This window comes from Thermodesulfovibrio sp., assembly GCF_049969575.1.
GTDB lineage: Bacteria > Nitrospirota > Thermodesulfovibrionia > Thermodesulfovibrionales > Thermodesulfovibrionaceae > Thermodesulfovibrio > Thermodesulfovibrio obliviosus.
In genome coordinates this window covers 2,781-19,408 of sequence record NZ_JBMFOO010000032.1, presented here as the reverse complement: position 1 = coordinate 19,408, position 16,628 = coordinate 2,781, and the positions used below count along the sequence as shown (strand labels likewise).

The window sequence follows — 16,628 nt, the reverse complement described above, 5'->3', positions numbered from 1 at the left end:
GGTTCAATTGCTGGTGCTGTTTTAGGAAATTATCTTATGAGAAAAAAGCTTTCTGCTCCGCAGGTAAAAAAGGTGATTGGTGTTGTATTATATATCATAGCAGCAAAAATGATATGGGATTTGATAAAGTAACAGTCCTTTTTTTCTCCTTTTTAAAACTCGGGCTTACAGCTTTTGGTGGTCCTGCAATGGTTGCCTACATTAAAGAACTTGCTGTGGACAGAAATAAATGGCTTGATGGAAAAACATTTCAGGAAGGGGTTGCACTTGCTCAGGCAATTCCAGGAGCAACAGCCATGCAGGTTGCAGCCTATGTAGGACTTAAAACAAGAGGAATTCTTGGCGGAATTGCAAGTTTTATAGGATTTGGTTTGCCTGCATTCATACTTATGCTTATTCTTTCAGCATTATACCAAAAGACACACTCAGTTTCTCAGATAACAGCGATTTTTACGGGGCTACAGGTGATTGTTGTAGCAATAGTTGCCAATGCCACATTAAGTTTTGCAAAACCTGTGATTAAATCAATTGGTGAAATAGCAGTGGCTGTTTTTTCTTTCTTACTTTTTTTCTTTAAAATCAATCCCTTTTTGATAATTATAGTTTGCTTTTTTCTTTCTCAATTAATTTTCAAAGACAGAGCAAACTCTGAAAATAAGAATTCAAAGAGATTAAATTTTAAAGGTATTGGCATTCTCATTTTGATTGTAATCTCAGGATTAATTTTTCTCTTTTTCTTTGACAAAGATCTTTTAACTCTTGCTTTGCTTATGATAAAAATAGATATTTTTGCCTTTGGTGGAGGATATGCCTCTCTGCCATTGATGTTGCATGAGGTTGTTGACAGACTTCAATGGTTAGATGGAAAGACATTTATGGATGGAATAGCTCTTGGACAGGTAACTCCAGGTCCAATTGTTATTACAGCGACTTTTGTAGGATATCTTTTAAAAGGTTTTGCAGGAGCTGCTGTTGCTACTGTGGCAGTTTTTACACCTTCTTTTTTAATTATGGCTTTTGCTTCAGAAATAGGTGAAAAAATAAAAAATTCAAAGTTATTCCTCAGAGCGAAAAGAGGACTCTTAGCATCCTTTTCAGGACTTTTACTTTTTGCAACTATAAAGTTTGCTGGTGCAGTAAGCTGGAACTGGCTTAAAATTCTTTTATTAACAGCAGCTTTTATTGGTCTTTTTAGAAAAGTTAGTCTTGTTTATATAATTAGCATGGGCACAGTATTGTCAATCTTTCTTTTTTAGAGGGAATTCACATTAAATCAATCCTTTTCTAAATGATGCCTGCATTTTTCACAGAGCCCGAAAAACTGAATATCTGAGCGTTCAATAGAAAAATTAAATTTTTCTGTGAGAGTACTTTTTAAATCTTTGAGAGGATCCTGCTGGTTTTCAAGGTCTATTTCGTAGTCAATAATTTTTCCGCAAATTCTACAGATAAGATGGTAGTGTTCTACTGTTTGTCTTCCAGCTATAAATTCATAGCGTGCTCTTCCGTCTTTAAAATCAAACTTTCTTAAAATTCCAAGTTCTGTAAGAAGTTCAAGAGTTCTGTAAACTGTTGCAAGTCCTATTCCTGGATAAAGTTTTTTGACTTCAAGAAAAATTTCTTCAGCACTTAAGTGGCCTTTTTTTGAAGACAGAAGATTTATTATGGCTTCTCGGGTCTGTGTCCATTTTAAACCGCATTCTCTAAATCTTTTCCTGCAGCACCATCCTTGTTCAAAGGACATAAAAACTCCTTTTTACCAGCTTTGTTTTTTTAATTATACCACAGAAATATCACCATCATTAATCTGTGATTTGAGGGATATGATGCTTTGAATGATAAAATATGAAGATGCTTAAATGGTTTTTTAGAATTTTAATTTTTGCGGTTTTGGTTTATTTTATTTACATAATTGTTTATCCTTTTATCGTGGATGTTTCATTTTTAAAAAGGAAAAATCCAGAGTTGACTGCAATGATGAAGTATCGGATTGAGCAATGGCAAAAGGAAGGCAGAAAAATAAAAATCAAAAAAATATGGATGCCTCTTAATAGAATTTCTCCCTATCTTGTCAAAGCTGTGCTTATTGGTGAAGATGACAAATTTTACAGACATTCAGGCTTTGATATTGAAGGAATAAAAAAGGCAATTGAAAAAGACATAAAAGAAAAAAAACTTAAATACGGAGGAAGTACAATTACTCAACAGCTTGCAAAAAATCTTTATCTCAATCCATCAAAAAATCCAATAAGAAAAATTCAGGAAGCAATAATTACATGGAGGCTTGAAAAAACTCTACCCAAAAAGAGAATTCTTGAACTATATCTTAATGTTGCTGAATGGGGTGAGGGAATTTTTGGTGCAGAGGCTGCATCAAGGCATTACTTCGGGAAATCAGCATCAGAGCTTACAGCAATGGAAGCGGCAAGGCTGGCTGCGTCTTTGCCAAATCCTCTGAGATACAGTCCTGTAGGAAATTCAAGATTTGTTGAAAGACGTGCAAATCTTATTTACTTTATAATGCAGAAAAGAGGGATAATCAAGCAAGAGTATACAGAGCCAGAGGAAAAAGATTCTATGCCTGTTTTACAGGAAACTCCTTTAGAGTCTAATCAAAAGAATGAACCCGACCAGCCTCCTTCAAAATAGCTTCAATTTCTTTGAAGATTGGCAATTTTATAATTTCATTAATTGCAAAAGGAAGCTTTCTCTGCCAGTTAGGGTATTCAGTGGTTGTCCCAGGAAAATTTATCTGATCTTCTAAAAGTAATATGTCCTCAGGATATAAAAGAAGATATTTTGAGGGAGTTTTTGCAAGAAATTTTAATATGGCTAAAAAAAGCTCTGTCAGAGAGTCTCTTTCCAGCAAATTTTCTTCTTTTAAAAGAGCAATGATTTTTTTTATATCGTTCTGCCTTTCCATAAAAGCATTATGAGCTTGTTTTTCATCGTAAATTTTAAATTTATTTCTCAATTCTATGTCTTTTCCATTCCAGAATCCTTTAAGTGTTGGCAAATCATGGGTTGTTATGCTACATAAAGAATCTTCAGGATAAATACTGGATGACTTATATCTTTCCTGACTTTTTTCAAAATAAAAAACTCTCCATGAGCATATTTTCCTTTTTATTAACTCATTCTTCATCCATTCCTCGGCTGTTCCGAGGTCTTCTCCTATGACTCCTGTCTGGTTTAACTGACTTTCAAGGGCAATAATTCCAAGGAGGTCTTTCCATGGATATTTTACATAGGCACCATTGTCTGGAGAAGAACCTTCAGGAATCCAGAATGCTCTGAATAAACCAAGAGCGTGATCAATTCTGAGAAGTTTTGTTTTCATATTGGCTCTTAAAATCTTTATAAATGGAAGATAAGCCTTTTCCTTTAATTTAAAGGGAATCACAGGAGGTGCTCCCCATTTCTGTCCCTTTGGATTAAAATCATCGGGAGGTGCACCATATTCTACCTTAAGGGCATAAATCTCTTGATTAATCCACACATCAAAGCTTGATTTAATTGAGCAAAAACCCATATCAAGTAAAACTGGATATTTTTTAATTTCATCAAGTTCACTATCCACAAGCCATTGAAGATATTCATAGAAAAGCACTTCTTTTTCATTGTCTCTGTAAATTTTATTTAGGATTTCTTTGCTGGGATGGCGAAGTTCAGGACTCCAGCTTTGCCAGTCTTTTCCAAATCTTTCTCTCAGAAAACAAAAAACTGAAAAGTATTTTAAATCATCTCTAATCGCTGGGCAAAGCTTATTTTTATAAGCAATGAAATCCATAGCATTTGCATTGATGTACTCCCTGTAAAATGCTTCAAAGTCTTTTCTGAGGCATTCCATTTTTTCTTTCCAGACATAGGGATACTCAAAAATCTTCTCATTTTTAAGTTGCACTGGACACTTTGATAAATAAAGAGGTGTATTAAACTGCCTTGATATGGCTGAATAGGGACTTATTCCATATATATCCTCAGGATCATTAAAATGTAAAGGATTTATGCCTATAAATCCTCCAATACTGTTTATGTATTCAGCCAATTTCCTCAAATGGGAAAAATTTCCTTCTGCACTTTCTTTTAAGCTCCAGAGATTGCATTGAAGCCCCCATATTTTATTTTTATAAGGGACAAAACAATTCTCTGGCACAACTATTAAAACAGTTTCACCGGCTGTTTTTTCTAAAGAAACTCGTAATCTGTAATAACCAATTGGCAAAAAAGGAATGGGAATGCTGTATTTTTTCTCTGCTACAGGTGATAGCTCTACCTTAAAACAAAGAGCATCACCTTTGTTAGCCAATTCCTCAAAAGGAAAAATTTCAATCAGAGCCTCTTTCATTGAAGAGTTTTTCCTAATAAGATTCTCTTTTAGATAAATCTCTACAGGGAAACCTGGCTTAATAACATACACGGGTTCTAAAAAATCAGGATAATTCTTAAAATATTCAATCCAGTGCAGAGACTCTTCAGGGCTAATTCCCATAGCAGAAATTAGCTGAGCCTTCGTTTCAACAGATATTTCAATGTAATTGCCTTTACAGTCATAGTAAAAAGGAATTATTCCAGCTAAATCTGAAAGCTCACATATCAATTGTTTCAGCTGTTTCAAGGTAAAGTTCTCCAGCATCATAGTCATAGGCAAAAAGTTCTGCATATCTTCCCCAGTCTATGGCTGTCTCAAGCTGATTCCATGATTCCTCAGGTGTAAAATGATTCTTAAGAATATCAAGGAAAAACTCCTCAGATACTCTATGTTTTGAAATCGTTGACAGAACCTGCATAATTTGTTTAATAAGCTGAACATTCTGAAGAGCAACTTCTTTAAATATTTCTTTTTTCTCAAGAGTATCAGCCTCTGCCCATTTTTTACCTTTTTCAGTGAGAATAAAGTCACCTTCCTTTATCTCTCCAAAATCAAGTATTACAGAGGCTTCTATCAATGGGAAAATATCATCCACTTCCATACTGAGCTCTGAACTCAGAGCATAAATATCTACTCTTCCACCTTTATCATGAACAAGTTCAATAAGTCCTGCAATTGCTCCAACTTTTGCATGGGGAAGGAACTGGTATCTGCCTGCAGCAAGGAGAAAGGGAATTTCCTCCGGTGATTTTATAAGAACAGTGTATATTTTATCCAGTAAAAATTTGAAATCTCTTGAATTTCTGTCTCTTGGATAGGGCATTTCAATGGGTATTTCAGCTTTCACCTTTCCTGGATTATGACTTAACACAATAGCACGGCTTGACATGCTTACAGCTTCCTCAATATTGTGTGTTACAAGAATAATTGCCTTTGCTGGCATTTTTCCATTTTTCCATAAATCAATAATATCTCCACGTAAATTATCAGCTGTAAGCACATCAAGGGCTGAAAAAGGTTCATCCATAAGAAGAAGTTCAGGTTCAACTGCCAGTGCTCTTGCAATTCCAACTCTCTGGCGCATTCCACCACTTAGTTCTCTTGGATAGGCATCCTCAAATCCGTCGAGTCCAACAAGATCAATTGCTCTCAAAGCTTTTTCATTCATTTCCTGTTCGTTTAATCCCTGTCCTACCAGTCCAACTTTAACATTTTCAAGAACAGTAAACCATGGAAAAAGAGCAAAACTCTGAAAAACTACTGCTATCTTAGCTCTGGCTTTTTTAAGAGGTATTCCTTTATATAAGACCTCTCCTTCAGTTGGTTCCACAATTCCTGCAATGATTCTTAAAAGGGTTGATTTCCCAGCACCAGACTGTCCAAGAATTGATACAAACTCACCTGAATATATTTTGAGATTAATATCTTGTAAAACTGTGATTTCTCTTCCTTTGCCCACTAAAAAAGATTTTTTAATGCCTATGGTCTCAAGGATAATTTCTTTTTCCATAGTTTACTCCAGAATATATTTTGTTTTAGCTAAAATAAAAAGTCTTTTCCAGAGCATTCTGTTTATTCCAACAACAATTAATGACATAAAGCCAGTGGATAGCAATAAAACTCCAAAATTTCCAGAAGCAGAAGACTGACTTATTAATGCACCCAGCCCTGTTGTATGCATTATTTCTCCACCAAAAGAGACATACTCACTTACAATTGTAGCATTCCATGCGCCTCCACTGGCAGTAATCAAGCCCGTAACAAGATAGGGAAATATTCCAGGAAGTATGAGAGTTTTCCATCTTCTCAGTCCTTTAATTCCATAGGCTTTAGAGATCTCAATCAAATCTTTTGGAATAGCACTTGCTCCAGCAATTATATTAAAAAGAAGATACCACTGAGTTCCGAGAAGCATCAGAAATATTGCTCCAATATCAAGTCCTCCACCGAGTTTAATTAAAAATAAAAGAATAACAGGGAAAACTGCTGTTGCAGGAACACTTGCCGCTATTTGGACAATTCCTTGTAGGATTTTCGCAGCCCTTGGATTCAGTCCAATATAAACACCAACTGGAAGAGTCCATGCAAGAGCTATTAATAAAGCCACTGAAACCCTCAGCAATGAATAAAAGGCAGCTTTTATTATAGTTAAAATATCAGTTAAACTGACAGAGGAAATAAGATTGGAAGCCTTCAAAATAGCCCATATAATTACCATTAAAATGATTAATAATGAAACCATCCCCATTATTTTGCTTAGTTTATTAATCAATAGACTTTCTGAAAAAGCAAATTTCCTGTAACTCATTTTTTCCATTTTATTAATTGCGCTGGTAATAAATTCTCTTACTTTTTTAATAAAAACAGAGCCGGAAAAGAGATTTAATATAAGGGATTCTCTTTCTTCTTCTGGTGGAACTGTTTCCAGTCTAAATTTTTGCGACCATACAATGAGAGGTCTCCATACAAACAGGTCAAGAATAATTATCAAAAAAATCATAGTGCCAAGCCCATAAATTACATGCTCAATGTTTCCTTTATTCGCCGCGGTCTGAATATAAGAGCCAATGCCTGGCAGTCTGAAATCTTTATCTTCAAGAATGAACATCTCACATGCCATTAGAAAAAACCAGCCACCTGCTACACTCATCATACTGTTCCAGATAAGGCCTATGGCACTGAAGGGAAGATCAAGTCTTAAGAACTTTGAAAATTTATTCATTTTGAAAACTTTTACTACTTCTCTTAATTCCTTTGGAATGGTATTGATGGAATGATAAAAGCTAAAGGTCATATTCCATACCTGTCCAGTAAAAATAAGAAGAACACAGGCAAGTTCAAGTCCTATTCTTTTGCCTGGGAATAGAGATATCATTGCTAAAACCACTCCTGGTAAAAAAGAAAGCACTGGAATTGACTGGAGAATATCAAGAAGGGGAATCATTATTTTTTCATGAATCTTACTTCTTGATGCAGTATATCCATACCATATTGAAAAAAGGAGCGACAGTAAATAGGCAGAAAAAATTCTTGCCAGAGACTGAAGGGCATATTCTGGAATATTTGAAGGATTTAGATCTATTTCCAAAGTCTTTTCATAAGGAGTGCTCCACTGAGAGGCAATATATATAATGAAAGAGAGAATTCCCAGAACAATCAAAAATACTGCCACATCAATTGCTCTTACTTTAAATGTTTCAGCAGGAATACAGATGGGTATTTTCATTTTAAGCTCCCTTTAAGAAAATCTTACAATTATAAAATAATTCAAGCAATATTTACCATAAATCGAAAATCGTAACTTCTTTAACACTTCGCTCCTCTGGGATTATTACCAGCCTCTAAAATTTTCAATTAAGCCTAATCATAATGAGCAATCTTATGTGACAGGCTTCAGTTGAATAAAAAAATGGCTGCTAAATTCAATTAGCAGTCAAACTTTAAAAATGAAGGAAAAAATTTATCTAATGGCTTAAATATTTTCTACCATCTCCCACACGCCACAAGGGCAGACTCCAGCACAGAAACCACAGCCAATACATTTATTATCATCCACGACATACTCAAATCTTCCATCAGGCTTTTCAACTCTGCTTATTGCACCCCAATAGCAGGTCATTTCACATATATGACAGTCTCTGCATGAGCCACAGGACAGACACCTCTCTGCTTCCTGCTCAAGAGATGATGTAGCACGACATCTTTCGTAGTAGTCAATTTTTATTCTTTCATAAGGAATTCTTGCTCTTAAATCCCTTGTAATAGGAGCATGCATCATTTCTGCATGTAAATATTGAGCCAGAAGCCTTCCATGCCCTATTGCATGAGTTACAAGCCCTAAGCCTGTAACATCACCAATTGCAAAAATCTTTGGATTTGATGTTTGGAAAAACTCATTTATAACAACCCATCCACGCTCAGTATGAATCTGAGGTGGAACAAAATCAAGATCAGGCATATCTCCAATTGCCATGATTACAAAATCTGCATCGAGGCTTGTTCCGTCTTTAAAGTATATTTTCTTTTCCTCGGGAACATATTTTTCAGTAAATTTGGGCCATATGATTTCTACGCCTTTTTGTTGTGCTCGCTCAAGTTCTGCTCCAAAGGATGCTGGTTTTTGAATATCAACTGCAGTTACCTTTGATGCTCCACATAAATAAGCTTCAACCGCAGCATCCATTCCAACATTTCCAGCACCAATTATAACAACTCTTTTTTCTTTAAGATCAAAGGTTTTACCTTCATTTATTGCCCTTAAAAATTCATATGCTGAGATAGTATGTTCTGATCCAGGAAAGGGGATTTTTCTTGGCTTATGAGCTCCAACTGCTATTACGACAAATTCGTATTCTTTACATATTCTTTCAAAAAGCTCTTTCGTAACTCTGGTATTAAGACGAATATCTGGCACAACTTCTTTAAATCTCTCTATTTCCATATGAAGAATTTTCTTATCAAGCCTGTGCTCAGGAATACAAAGCTCTATTTTACCGCCAATTTTATCTGTTGCTTCAAATACTGTTACATGATGACCCTTAAGGCTTAGTTGCCATGCAACAGACATTCCCGCAGGTCCTGCACCAATTACTGCAATTTTGTGTCCTGTCGGTTCAGCTTTCTTTGGAGGAGGAAGCAAAGCTGAAGCTTTACCAAATTCCTTAACAGAAATAGGTGAGTCAATTCTTCCACGAGTGCATGCCTGCATGCAAAGATTTGGACAAATCATTCCACAAACTGTAGCAGGAAGAGGACTGTATTCAAGAACAAGTTCTAATGCTTCCTTTACTTTACCAAGTCTAATAAGGGCTGTTCTTTTATGTGTTGGAATATTGGTTGGACAACTATATGCACATGGAGGTAGATATTTTTCATTTGCCCATACAGGCTTGTATCTGCGATATTTTCCAGTTACAATGTATGGAATAACAGTTAGCTCATGGTCAAGGTATTCAGCAAATATACCACCTTGACCAACCTCTTTTTCCCAATAATTTTTCCTGAATTCAGACATTTCAATCTTAAACCATCTTCTCCTTCTTCTTTCTTGAGGTGTATAAGGAACAAGTTTATGCCATTCGTCAGCACTTCTGGTAAGCTCATGATAGTAATCCATCCTGTCTATTGCAGTAAGAAATGGTTTAAGATTTTCTGTGAGCCACTGCCAATCCTGTTCACTTAACTCAAGAAGTTTTACATCTCTTTCACTGTAGCCTTCTATTTTTCCACGAAAATAAATTACACCACCAACCATTCCAACACAGGGTCTGTATCCAAGAACTGTTCTTGGATTGCGGGGGTTTACTCCACAGACTACAGCAATACCACCTGCCTTAAACTCTGCAAAGGAGTCTCCCACATCCCGAAAATACCATGACTGAGGAGGATCAAATCTTGGATTATGCTTTGTCATTGTGTCACAACGAGCACCACCACTTCCTTGAACATAAAGAATTCCCTGTGCCGCAGCATTCCATGCTCCATTTGTAGCATCTCCAAGCACTGTAATTTTTGCACCGCAGTTAAGCCACCCTACATCATCAGAAACTCCGTTTTTTACCACTATCTCTGTGCCAAACATTCCCATTGAACCACATCTCTGCCCAACAGGTCCTTCAACTGTAACTTTTATAGTTTCACCTCTTGGATAGATTCTTCCACCAATTCCGTGCTGACCATCAGCATAGACATGTAAATTTCTTGCACCTTCTCTGACAGCTTCCTGAATATACTCTTCAAGAATTCTTGAAGGAATTCTTTTTCCTTTAACATTTCCGTAAATAATTACAGATTTTTCATCAACCCATTTTACTACTTCTTCATATGGGATGAGGGCTTCATGTAAACCAATTTTTGGCATTTCTCTTTGTGATGTTTTCTTAGCAGGCATAGCTTATCTCCAACCTTTCTGCCATTGCTTTATCATCTATACTTAATCCATCAGACATTCCAATTGGAAGTTCTGTGCTTCTTCCCATTGGTGCGAATATCTTACGAAGTTCAACATCAGCAGCCTTGAATACCTCTACAAGTCTTTCTGCAACTTTATCAGGATCAAGACGCCTGTAAAGTTTAGGGTCCTGTGTTGTTATTCCTCTTGGACACTTTCCAGTATTGCATATATTACAACGATTGTATTCATCTCCAAGACAGTCAGCTGTTGCCTGCATTATGTATTTTCCTACAGCCACTGCCGAGGCACCAAGCATAATAAGAGCAGCTGCATTTGCTGCAAGATTTCCTTTCTTACCAATTCCTCCAGCAGCGATCAAAGGAAGTTCATTCTGTTTGCCCTGTTTTACAAGATCAAGATAACACTCTCTAATGTTTGATGCAATTGGATGCCCCATTTTGTCAAGGGATACATTGTATGCTGCACCAGTGCCACCGTCTTCCCCATCTATGCATAGTGCTGCAGCATAGGGATTCCTTGCAAGATTGTTTAAAACAGCCTTTGCTGTGCGTGTTCCAGAAATTTTTGGATAAACAGGCACTCTAAAGCCAAAAGCCATTGACATTGACTGAATCATCTTCATAACAGACTCTTCAATTGAATACTTTGTCTGATGAGTTGGAGGAGATGGTAAATCAACATACTGAGGCACACCTCTGATTTCAGCAATGAGTTTTATAACCTTTGGAGCCATTAAAAGACCACCATCGCCTGGCTTTGCTCCTTGACCATATTTTATTTCAATTGCTGCAGGATCCTCTTGCATATATGGCAAAGTATGTATTATGCTATCCCATCCAAAATATCCAGAGGCAATCTGCAAAATAAAATATTTTACATATCTTGATTTAAGAAGTCTTGGCGGAAATCCACCTTCACCAGAGCACATAACAACTGGGATACCCTCAACTTCATTTAAATAGGCAACTCCCATGGCAAGTCCTTCCCACATTGTTGGAGAAAGTGCGCCAATGGACATGCTCCCAATCATTATTGGGAATATTTCTCTTACAGGTGGAATAAATTTACCTGAAGATTTATCAACAACCAATCTACCGTCTTCAACCTTAAGTGGCAACTCCTCTGGTGGAAGAATTCTTCCAATGTATGAGCGAAGCCTAAATTCATGTCTTGCAGCATCAAGGGCAGGATCTGTAAGCATTGATATTCTCGTAAATTTAAGCCTATCAAGGGTTGACACACCTGGGTCATTTCTTCTTCCGCCTCTTTTGTATCCTTCGCCTCCACGATTTTTATAAAAAAGGAACTTGTTCTGAGGATTATACTCTGGCTCTATTGCATTATTAGGACAAACAAGACTACAAATTGCACAGCCTGTGCAATAATGCTCTATATTATTTACCTGCTCAATTACATGAATTATTCTTCTGACAGGTCTTGGTTTTGGAGTTTCTCCGCTTGATTCAATAACTCTCATGTATTTAACAGCTGGTCTTATCGCTCCCTGAGGACATACGGCTGTGCACTGTCCGCAACGCTTGCAACGGTCTTCTCTCCAACGGATTATGTAAGGAAACTCTTTCAGAGTTAATTTATGATTAAAATCAAGCTTTAAGCCGGTAGCTGGTTCCATACCTTTACCTCCTTTGCACCTGGTGATACAATCACCATGTCATACTTCATTGGATATATATCTTTTAATCTGTCTCTTTCTGGGATAACCTTGTCAAGTCCACAAAGTTCAGACATAAGTGCATATTTGCCTTTTACTCCTCCAACAACTCCAGGTCTTAATTTTTTAGCATCTTGAACCATAAAGCATGTGCCATCAGGAGTAAAACCAATAACCATATTAGGACCATCAATACAAAGCGGACGAAGGGACATCTTTAAAAGTGACAGAGCTTCTCTATCAGGTCTTTGCTCAATTTCCTCCCATTTTAAAGGAGTAATTATATCTTTATAATAAGTAAGCGGAAATCCTAACTGTCTTGCAGAATAATGAAGAATGTGGCAGAACACCTCGCTGTCTGAGTTATATCCCATGTACCCAGGGAATCCTCTACTCATCAAAAACTCTCTTATTGGAACAAAAGCTGTATTTTCACCATTTGTCATTGTACAGTATCCCTGAATAAAGAAGGGATGGCAGGCATAAAGATATATTTGATAATTGGTGTTTTGTCTTCCCTGAGCAAATATTATTTTCGCCTCAAGGTTGTCTTTGTCAAGCCCAAAAAATTCGGCAAGTTCAAGAGGATCACCTACTTCTTTGAGGGTTACAATATCAGGATAAAAAGAAAAAACAAAGATTGATTCATCGGCTTCGCCCATTTTTCTCAGCGTTATTCTTGTATTCATCAAAAAGTCTTCTTTTTCTCTGTCTGATTTATTCTTCCAGTCTTCTGGATAATCATAAACTCTTGCAAAATAATAATCTCTTCGAATGATCCCCCTTACAGGTTTAATCTTAGGCATCCATTCATGGATTAATTTAAATCCAAGCTGTTTCATGTAATCATCAAGAATTTCTTTGCCTTTCCTTGAACAGATTCCTGAAAGTATCGGATATTTTTTCAGTTCCTTAAACTCTCCTCCCAGATTTTTAAGCGTAAGTCCAAGACCTGAGCCATCGTGCCCTTCTTTCATGGTCTCAAGGGCAAGAATATTCTCAATTGGTGAAAAATATTCAGATGATGTAATAGCTGCTAATCTACACATATCTTTATCCCCATCGGCAAAAGGTTACCTTATACTTTTTAGAATATTACTAAAGCTACATTTTTGTCAAATATTTTTTTAAACTTAATTTGCCAAACGAACATCAAGCTATTTTTAAATTTTGAATCGCCCAAGGCCAGTAGCATATGAGATTCCTCAGAGGCAGAGAGCACATCGAAATGACAAGGTAGTTGAGAAAATTTAAATGTTTCTGAAAAAGGCAAACTCAATAATGATAGTTTTTCCCATGTATGATTGTCATTGCCCTATAAAGTTGCTCAAGAAGTATAAGTCTTGACATTTCATGAGTAAAGGTTAAACAGGAAAGAGAAAGTTTGAAGGAAGCTGCATTATAAACTTCTGTATTTACTCCGTAAGCTCCGCCAATTACGAACTGATGAATAGATTTATTTTTAATAAAATCAGCAAACTCTAAAGAACTCAGGCTTTTGCCATCTCGGTGAAGAAGTATAAAATCTCCTTTTACTGAATTTAAAATTGTCCTTGATTCCTCCTCTATGACTTTGTCTTTTTCGCCATGTGCTTCTTTTAGCTCAATGATTTCAATTTTTGCAAAGGGACTAATAATTCTAATATAATGAGAAACTCCATCTTTTATAAATTTTGCTTTTGTTTTGCCAGGATAATATATTCTAAATCTATACAAACTTACTCCAGCATTTTTAGTAATTCTTCGTAAGAAATAATTTTCACTCCTAATTCCTTTGCTTTTGCAAGTTTGCTTCCTGGCTCTTCACCTACTATCAAATAGTCTGTATTTTTTGATACTGAAGAAGAAACCCTGCCACCAGCCTTTTCAATCATTTCCTGGACTTCGTGTCTTGGTTTAGGTAAGGTTCCTGTTATGACAAAACTAAAACCTTCAAGCGAAGCAGGCTTTTTTTCTTTCTGATAATCAGGATTTTCAATTGTTAATCCTAAACTTTTAAGCTCCTCTATTGCTTTTAGGTTTTCTTCATTATTAAAAAACTGCTCAATTGCTCTTGCTGTTTTTTCTCCAATCTGGGGGATCTCAATGAGACGCTCCATTTTAACATGATAAAGATCCTCAAGTTTTTTAAAATTTTGAGCAAGAAGTTTAGCCGCATACTCACCAACCTGACTTATTCCAAGAGCATAAAGAAATCTTGCAAGAGTTGTCTTTTTGCTGCGTTCAATTGCCTCAATAAGCTTTTTTGATGAAAGATCAGCAAATCCTGGAAGTCCTTTAATATCCTGCTGTCTTAGCTTATACAGATCAACAAAACTTTTTATAAGACCTTTTTCATGTAAAAGTTCAACAGTTTTGTCTCCCAATCCTTCAATATTCATGGCTCTGCGTGATGCAAAATGCTTTATTCTTTCTTCAACTTGGGCAGGACAGTTAAAGTTAATGCATTTTAATGCAACTTCTCCTAACTCTCTTACAGTTTTTGAGCCACACACAGGACAATGCTCAGGAATCTTGGGAATCACTTCCTGTCCTGTTCTACGGTCAACAACAACGCCAATTATATGTGGAATTACTTCTCCAGCTCTTTCCACAATTACATAATCACCAATTCTAATGTCTTTTCTTTTTACCTCATCCCAGTTATGAAGAGTTGATCTTGAAACTGTAACTCCGCCAATTCTTACAGGTTCAAGTATTGCCACAGGTGTTATAACACCTGTTCTTCCAACGCTTGCAACAATATCCTTCAGTTTTGTAATTCCCTGGTGAGCAGGATATTTGTAGGCAATAGCCCATCTTGGCTCCCGTGTTTTTGCACCAAGACGTTTTTGAAGTTCAAAACTATTAACTTTAACAACAGCTCCATCTGTTTCAAAAGGATAACCTGCTCTAAGTTTTTCTATCTCTTTTATCGCCTCTATTACTTCATCAATACCTTTTGCCACTTTTACATATGCTGGAACAGGAAATCTTGCCTGCCGAAGCCACTGAATAAACTCATACTGAGTTTTAAATTCAACTCCTCGATAGTATCCAACACCGTAACATGCTATATGAAGTCTTCTACTTGCTGTAATTGAGGGGTCAAGTTGACGCACTGAACCACTGGCTGCATTTCTTGGATTGGCAAAAATTGGCTCACCTTTTTCCTGTCTTTCTCTGTTTATTCTTTCAAATTCATCTATATTCATGTAAACTTCACCACGAATATCAATCTCTTCTGGAGTGACTCCTTCAATTCTTAGAGGAATTGATTTTATTGTTTTAATGTTTTGAGTTATATCCTCGCCAACATATCCATCTCCTCTGGTGGAGGCTTTGTACAAAAGTCCATTTTTATAGGAAAGCTCTATTGCAAGTCCGTCATATTTTGGCTCTACTGTATACTCAACAGACTTATTAATGCCAAGAAGCCTTTTTACTCTCTCATCAAAATCTCTTAATTCTTCATAAGAAAAGGCATTATCAAGGGAAAGCATGGGTTCACGGTGTTCAACCTTTTCAAACTTTTCAGATGGAGCTGCTCCAACTCTCTGAGTCGGTGAGTCAGGCAAAATATATCCCCATCTTTCTTCAAGCTCTTTGAGTCTACGTAGCATCATGTCATATTCTTCATCTGATATAACAGGACTATCAAGAACATAGTAACGGTAGTTGTGATAGTTTATTTCTTTAACAAGCCTTTCAATTTCTTTTTTTACATCCTCTGGAATCTCTTTCATTATATAACCTCCTGTAATTGTCTCTAAAAAAGTCCCAGTTCCTTAAATATTCAAGACTTTTATTATACAATCCTTTATTTTCTATGTGATCTGTTGGGATATGTAATTTTGGATTTTTAAAAGGATGTTCATGATAAAAGTCTTTATCTATACCGTAAACTCTATCATCAAAAACGACCAGTGCAAGATTTATTTTTTCTTTTCGGGTATTGATGTATATTTGAATAAAAACTTCTGAGGAAAGTCCTATCCTTGCAATTAAAGAAAAGTCAAAATAAAGAATTTTTAATTTGTATTTTAAGGCAAGATGCTGTATGAAATTTATATCTTTCATTCATTTAATTCTTCAATCTTTTTAATTTTATCTGTGAAAGAGATTTTAATGACTCAAAGCATGTTCCCATTCCATTGCATCCTTTTCAACATCCCATGAGAAATTTTTCTTTTCTACGACATTTTCTTTGAGTTCTTTTTCTGAAATAAGCTCATTGAGCATTCATAATTACCTCTTTTATTTTTAATTATAACACTTTTACAATAAGTTTTAATGCTTCAAGGGCTACCTCTTTTTTATTTGAAAGTCTGTCACCTTGCAAATTTAACTCTTTAACATAAACATGAGATGGTGTAACAACTGCTACATATATAAGACCCTTTGGCTTTCCCTCCATTGTGTCAGGTCCGAGATTTCCAGTTGTGGCAATTGAATAGTCTGAGCCGGTGATTGATTTTATTGCCTTTGCCATTGCTTCTGCCATTTCTCCTGAAATAACTCCGTAATGAAATACTTCATCAGGAATTTTTAAAATTTGCTTTTTCATCTCTGTTGCATAAACAACAACTCCTCCAAGGAAAACTTTACTGGCACCTGGAATATCTGTTATTGAAGAGGCAACAAGCCCACCTGTGCAGGATTCTGCTGTTGATAGAGTCTTTTGTTTTTCT

At 36.1% G+C, this 16,628-nt stretch carries 13 protein-coding genes; 2 read left to right on the top strand and 11 right to left on the bottom strand.

Annotation, left to right across the window (positions count from 1 at the left end; genetic code table 11):
• The first annotated feature begins 113 nt into the window (after nt 1-113).
• The gene (gene chrA, locus ACP5O9_RS07650; protein ID WP_428723768.1) at nt 114-1,256 is read left to right on the top strand and encodes a chromate efflux transporter; all 1,143 of its coding nucleotides are present in this window, start codon (nt 114-116) and stop codon (nt 1,254-1,256) included.
• A 17-nt stretch (nt 1,257-1,273) separates the two neighbouring features.
• On the opposite strand, the gene ACP5O9_RS07645 is transcribed toward chrA, so the two are convergent.
• A complete protein-coding gene (locus ACP5O9_RS07645; protein ID WP_424904987.1) occupies nt 1,274-1,744 on the bottom strand; it encodes a Fur family transcriptional regulator in 471 nt (156 codons plus the stop codon).
• A gap of 107 nt (nt 1,745-1,851) precedes the next feature.
• Between ACP5O9_RS07645 and mtgA the strand changes: the two genes are divergently transcribed.
• Nucleotides 1,852-2,649, top strand: coding sequence for a monofunctional biosynthetic peptidoglycan transglycosylase (gene mtgA / locus ACP5O9_RS07640; RefSeq protein ID WP_428723767.1), 798 nt, complete (start codon nt 1,852-1,854; stop codon nt 2,647-2,649).
• Here the strand turns inward: mtgA and malQ are convergent.
• From malQ to ACP5O9_RS07590, 10 genes are all read right to left on the bottom strand, one after another.
• Nucleotides 2,609-4,618, bottom strand: a complete 2,010-nt coding sequence (gene malQ, locus ACP5O9_RS07635; protein ID WP_428723766.1) for a 4-alpha-glucanotransferase — start codon at nt 4,616-4,618, stop codon at nt 2,609-2,611. The genes mtgA and malQ overlap by 41 nt on opposite strands.
• Complete coding sequence (locus ACP5O9_RS07630; protein ID WP_353686136.1) at nt 4,590-5,882, bottom strand: nitrate/sulfonate/bicarbonate ABC transporter ATP-binding protein; 1,293 nt, start codon at nt 5,880-5,882, stop codon at nt 4,590-4,592. The genes malQ and ACP5O9_RS07630 overlap by 29 nt, the downstream gene beginning before the upstream one ends.
• 3 nt (nt 5,883-5,885) lie before the next feature.
• Nucleotides 5,886-7,598 (bottom strand): ABC transporter permease, encoded by a 1,713-nt coding sequence (locus tag ACP5O9_RS07625; RefSeq protein WP_428723765.1) that lies wholly within the window; start codon nt 7,596-7,598, stop codon nt 5,886-5,888.
• A 246-nt stretch (nt 7,599-7,844) separates the two neighbouring features.
• Nucleotides 7,845-10,262 (bottom strand): FAD-dependent oxidoreductase, encoded by a 2,418-nt coding sequence (locus ACP5O9_RS07620; RefSeq protein WP_428723764.1) that lies wholly within the window; start codon nt 10,260-10,262, stop codon nt 7,845-7,847.
• On the bottom strand, nt 10,252-11,919 hold the full coding sequence (locus ACP5O9_RS07615; RefSeq protein ID WP_424904983.1) for a glutamate synthase-related protein: 1,668 nt from the start codon (nt 11,917-11,919) through the stop codon (nt 10,252-10,254). The genes ACP5O9_RS07620 and ACP5O9_RS07615 overlap by 11 nt, the downstream gene beginning before the upstream one ends.
• Complete coding sequence (locus ACP5O9_RS07610) at nt 11,898-13,007, bottom strand: glutamate synthase (RefSeq protein ID WP_428723763.1); 1,110 nt, start codon at nt 13,005-13,007, stop codon at nt 11,898-11,900. Before ACP5O9_RS07610 ends, ACP5O9_RS07615 begins: the two co-directional genes overlap by 22 nt.
• A gap of 226 nt (nt 13,008-13,233) precedes the next feature.
• Complete coding sequence (locus ACP5O9_RS07605; RefSeq protein ID WP_424904981.1) at nt 13,234-13,674, bottom strand: 23S rRNA (pseudouridine(1915)-N(3))-methyltransferase RlmH; 441 nt, start codon at nt 13,672-13,674, stop codon at nt 13,234-13,236.
• A gap of 2 nt (nt 13,675-13,676) precedes the next feature.
• Nucleotides 13,677-15,683: an NAD-dependent DNA ligase LigA gene (gene ligA / locus ACP5O9_RS07600; protein WP_428723762.1), complete on the bottom strand. Its 2,007-nt coding sequence runs from the start codon at nt 15,681-15,683 to the stop codon at nt 13,677-13,679.
• Nucleotides 15,646-16,017 (bottom strand): hypothetical protein, encoded by a 372-nt coding sequence (locus ACP5O9_RS07595; RefSeq protein ID WP_428723761.1) that lies wholly within the window; start codon nt 16,015-16,017, stop codon nt 15,646-15,648. The genes ligA and ACP5O9_RS07595 overlap by 38 nt, the downstream gene beginning before the upstream one ends.
• Before the next feature lie 187 nt (nt 16,018-16,204).
• A partial coding sequence (locus tag ACP5O9_RS07590; RefSeq protein ID WP_428723760.1) for a CinA family protein occupies nt 16,205-16,628 on the bottom strand: 424 nt, incomplete at its 5' end.

Excerpts from the sequence above, each read along its gene's own strand:
- chrA (WP_428723768.1), top strand. The coding sequence starts at position 114 with ATGGGATTTGATAAAGTAACAGTCCTTTTTTTCTCCTTTTTAAAACTC.
- ACP5O9_RS07645 (WP_424904987.1), bottom strand. The coding sequence starts at position 1,744 with ATGTCCTTTGAACAAGGATGGTGCTGCAGGAAAAGATTTAGAGAATGC.
- mtgA (WP_428723767.1), top strand. The coding sequence starts at position 1,852 with ATGCTTAAATGGTTTTTTAGAATTTTAATTTTTGCGGTTTTGGTTTAT.
- ACP5O9_RS07630 (WP_353686136.1), bottom strand. The coding sequence starts at position 5,882 with ATGGAAAAAGAAATTATCCTTGAGACCATAGGCATTAAAAAATCTTTT.
- ACP5O9_RS07625 (WP_428723765.1), bottom strand. The coding sequence starts at position 7,598 with ATGAAAATACCCATCTGTATTCCTGCTGAAACATTTAAAGTAAGAGCA.
- ACP5O9_RS07620 (WP_428723764.1), bottom strand. The coding sequence starts at position 10,262 with ATGCCTGCTAAGAAAACATCACAAAGAGAAATGCCAAAAATTGGTTTA.
- ACP5O9_RS07615 (WP_424904983.1), bottom strand. The coding sequence starts at position 11,919 with ATGGAACCAGCTACCGGCTTAAAGCTTGATTTTAATCATAAATTAACT.
- ACP5O9_RS07610 (WP_428723763.1), bottom strand. The coding sequence starts at position 13,007 with ATGTGTAGATTAGCAGCTATTACATCATCTGAATATTTTTCACCAATT.
- ligA (WP_428723762.1), bottom strand. The coding sequence starts at position 15,683 with ATGAAAGAGATTCCAGAGGATGTAAAAAAAGAAATTGAAAGGCTTGTT.
- ACP5O9_RS07595 (WP_428723761.1), bottom strand. The coding sequence starts at position 16,017 with ATGAAAGATATAAATTTCATACAGCATCTTGCCTTAAAATACAAATTA.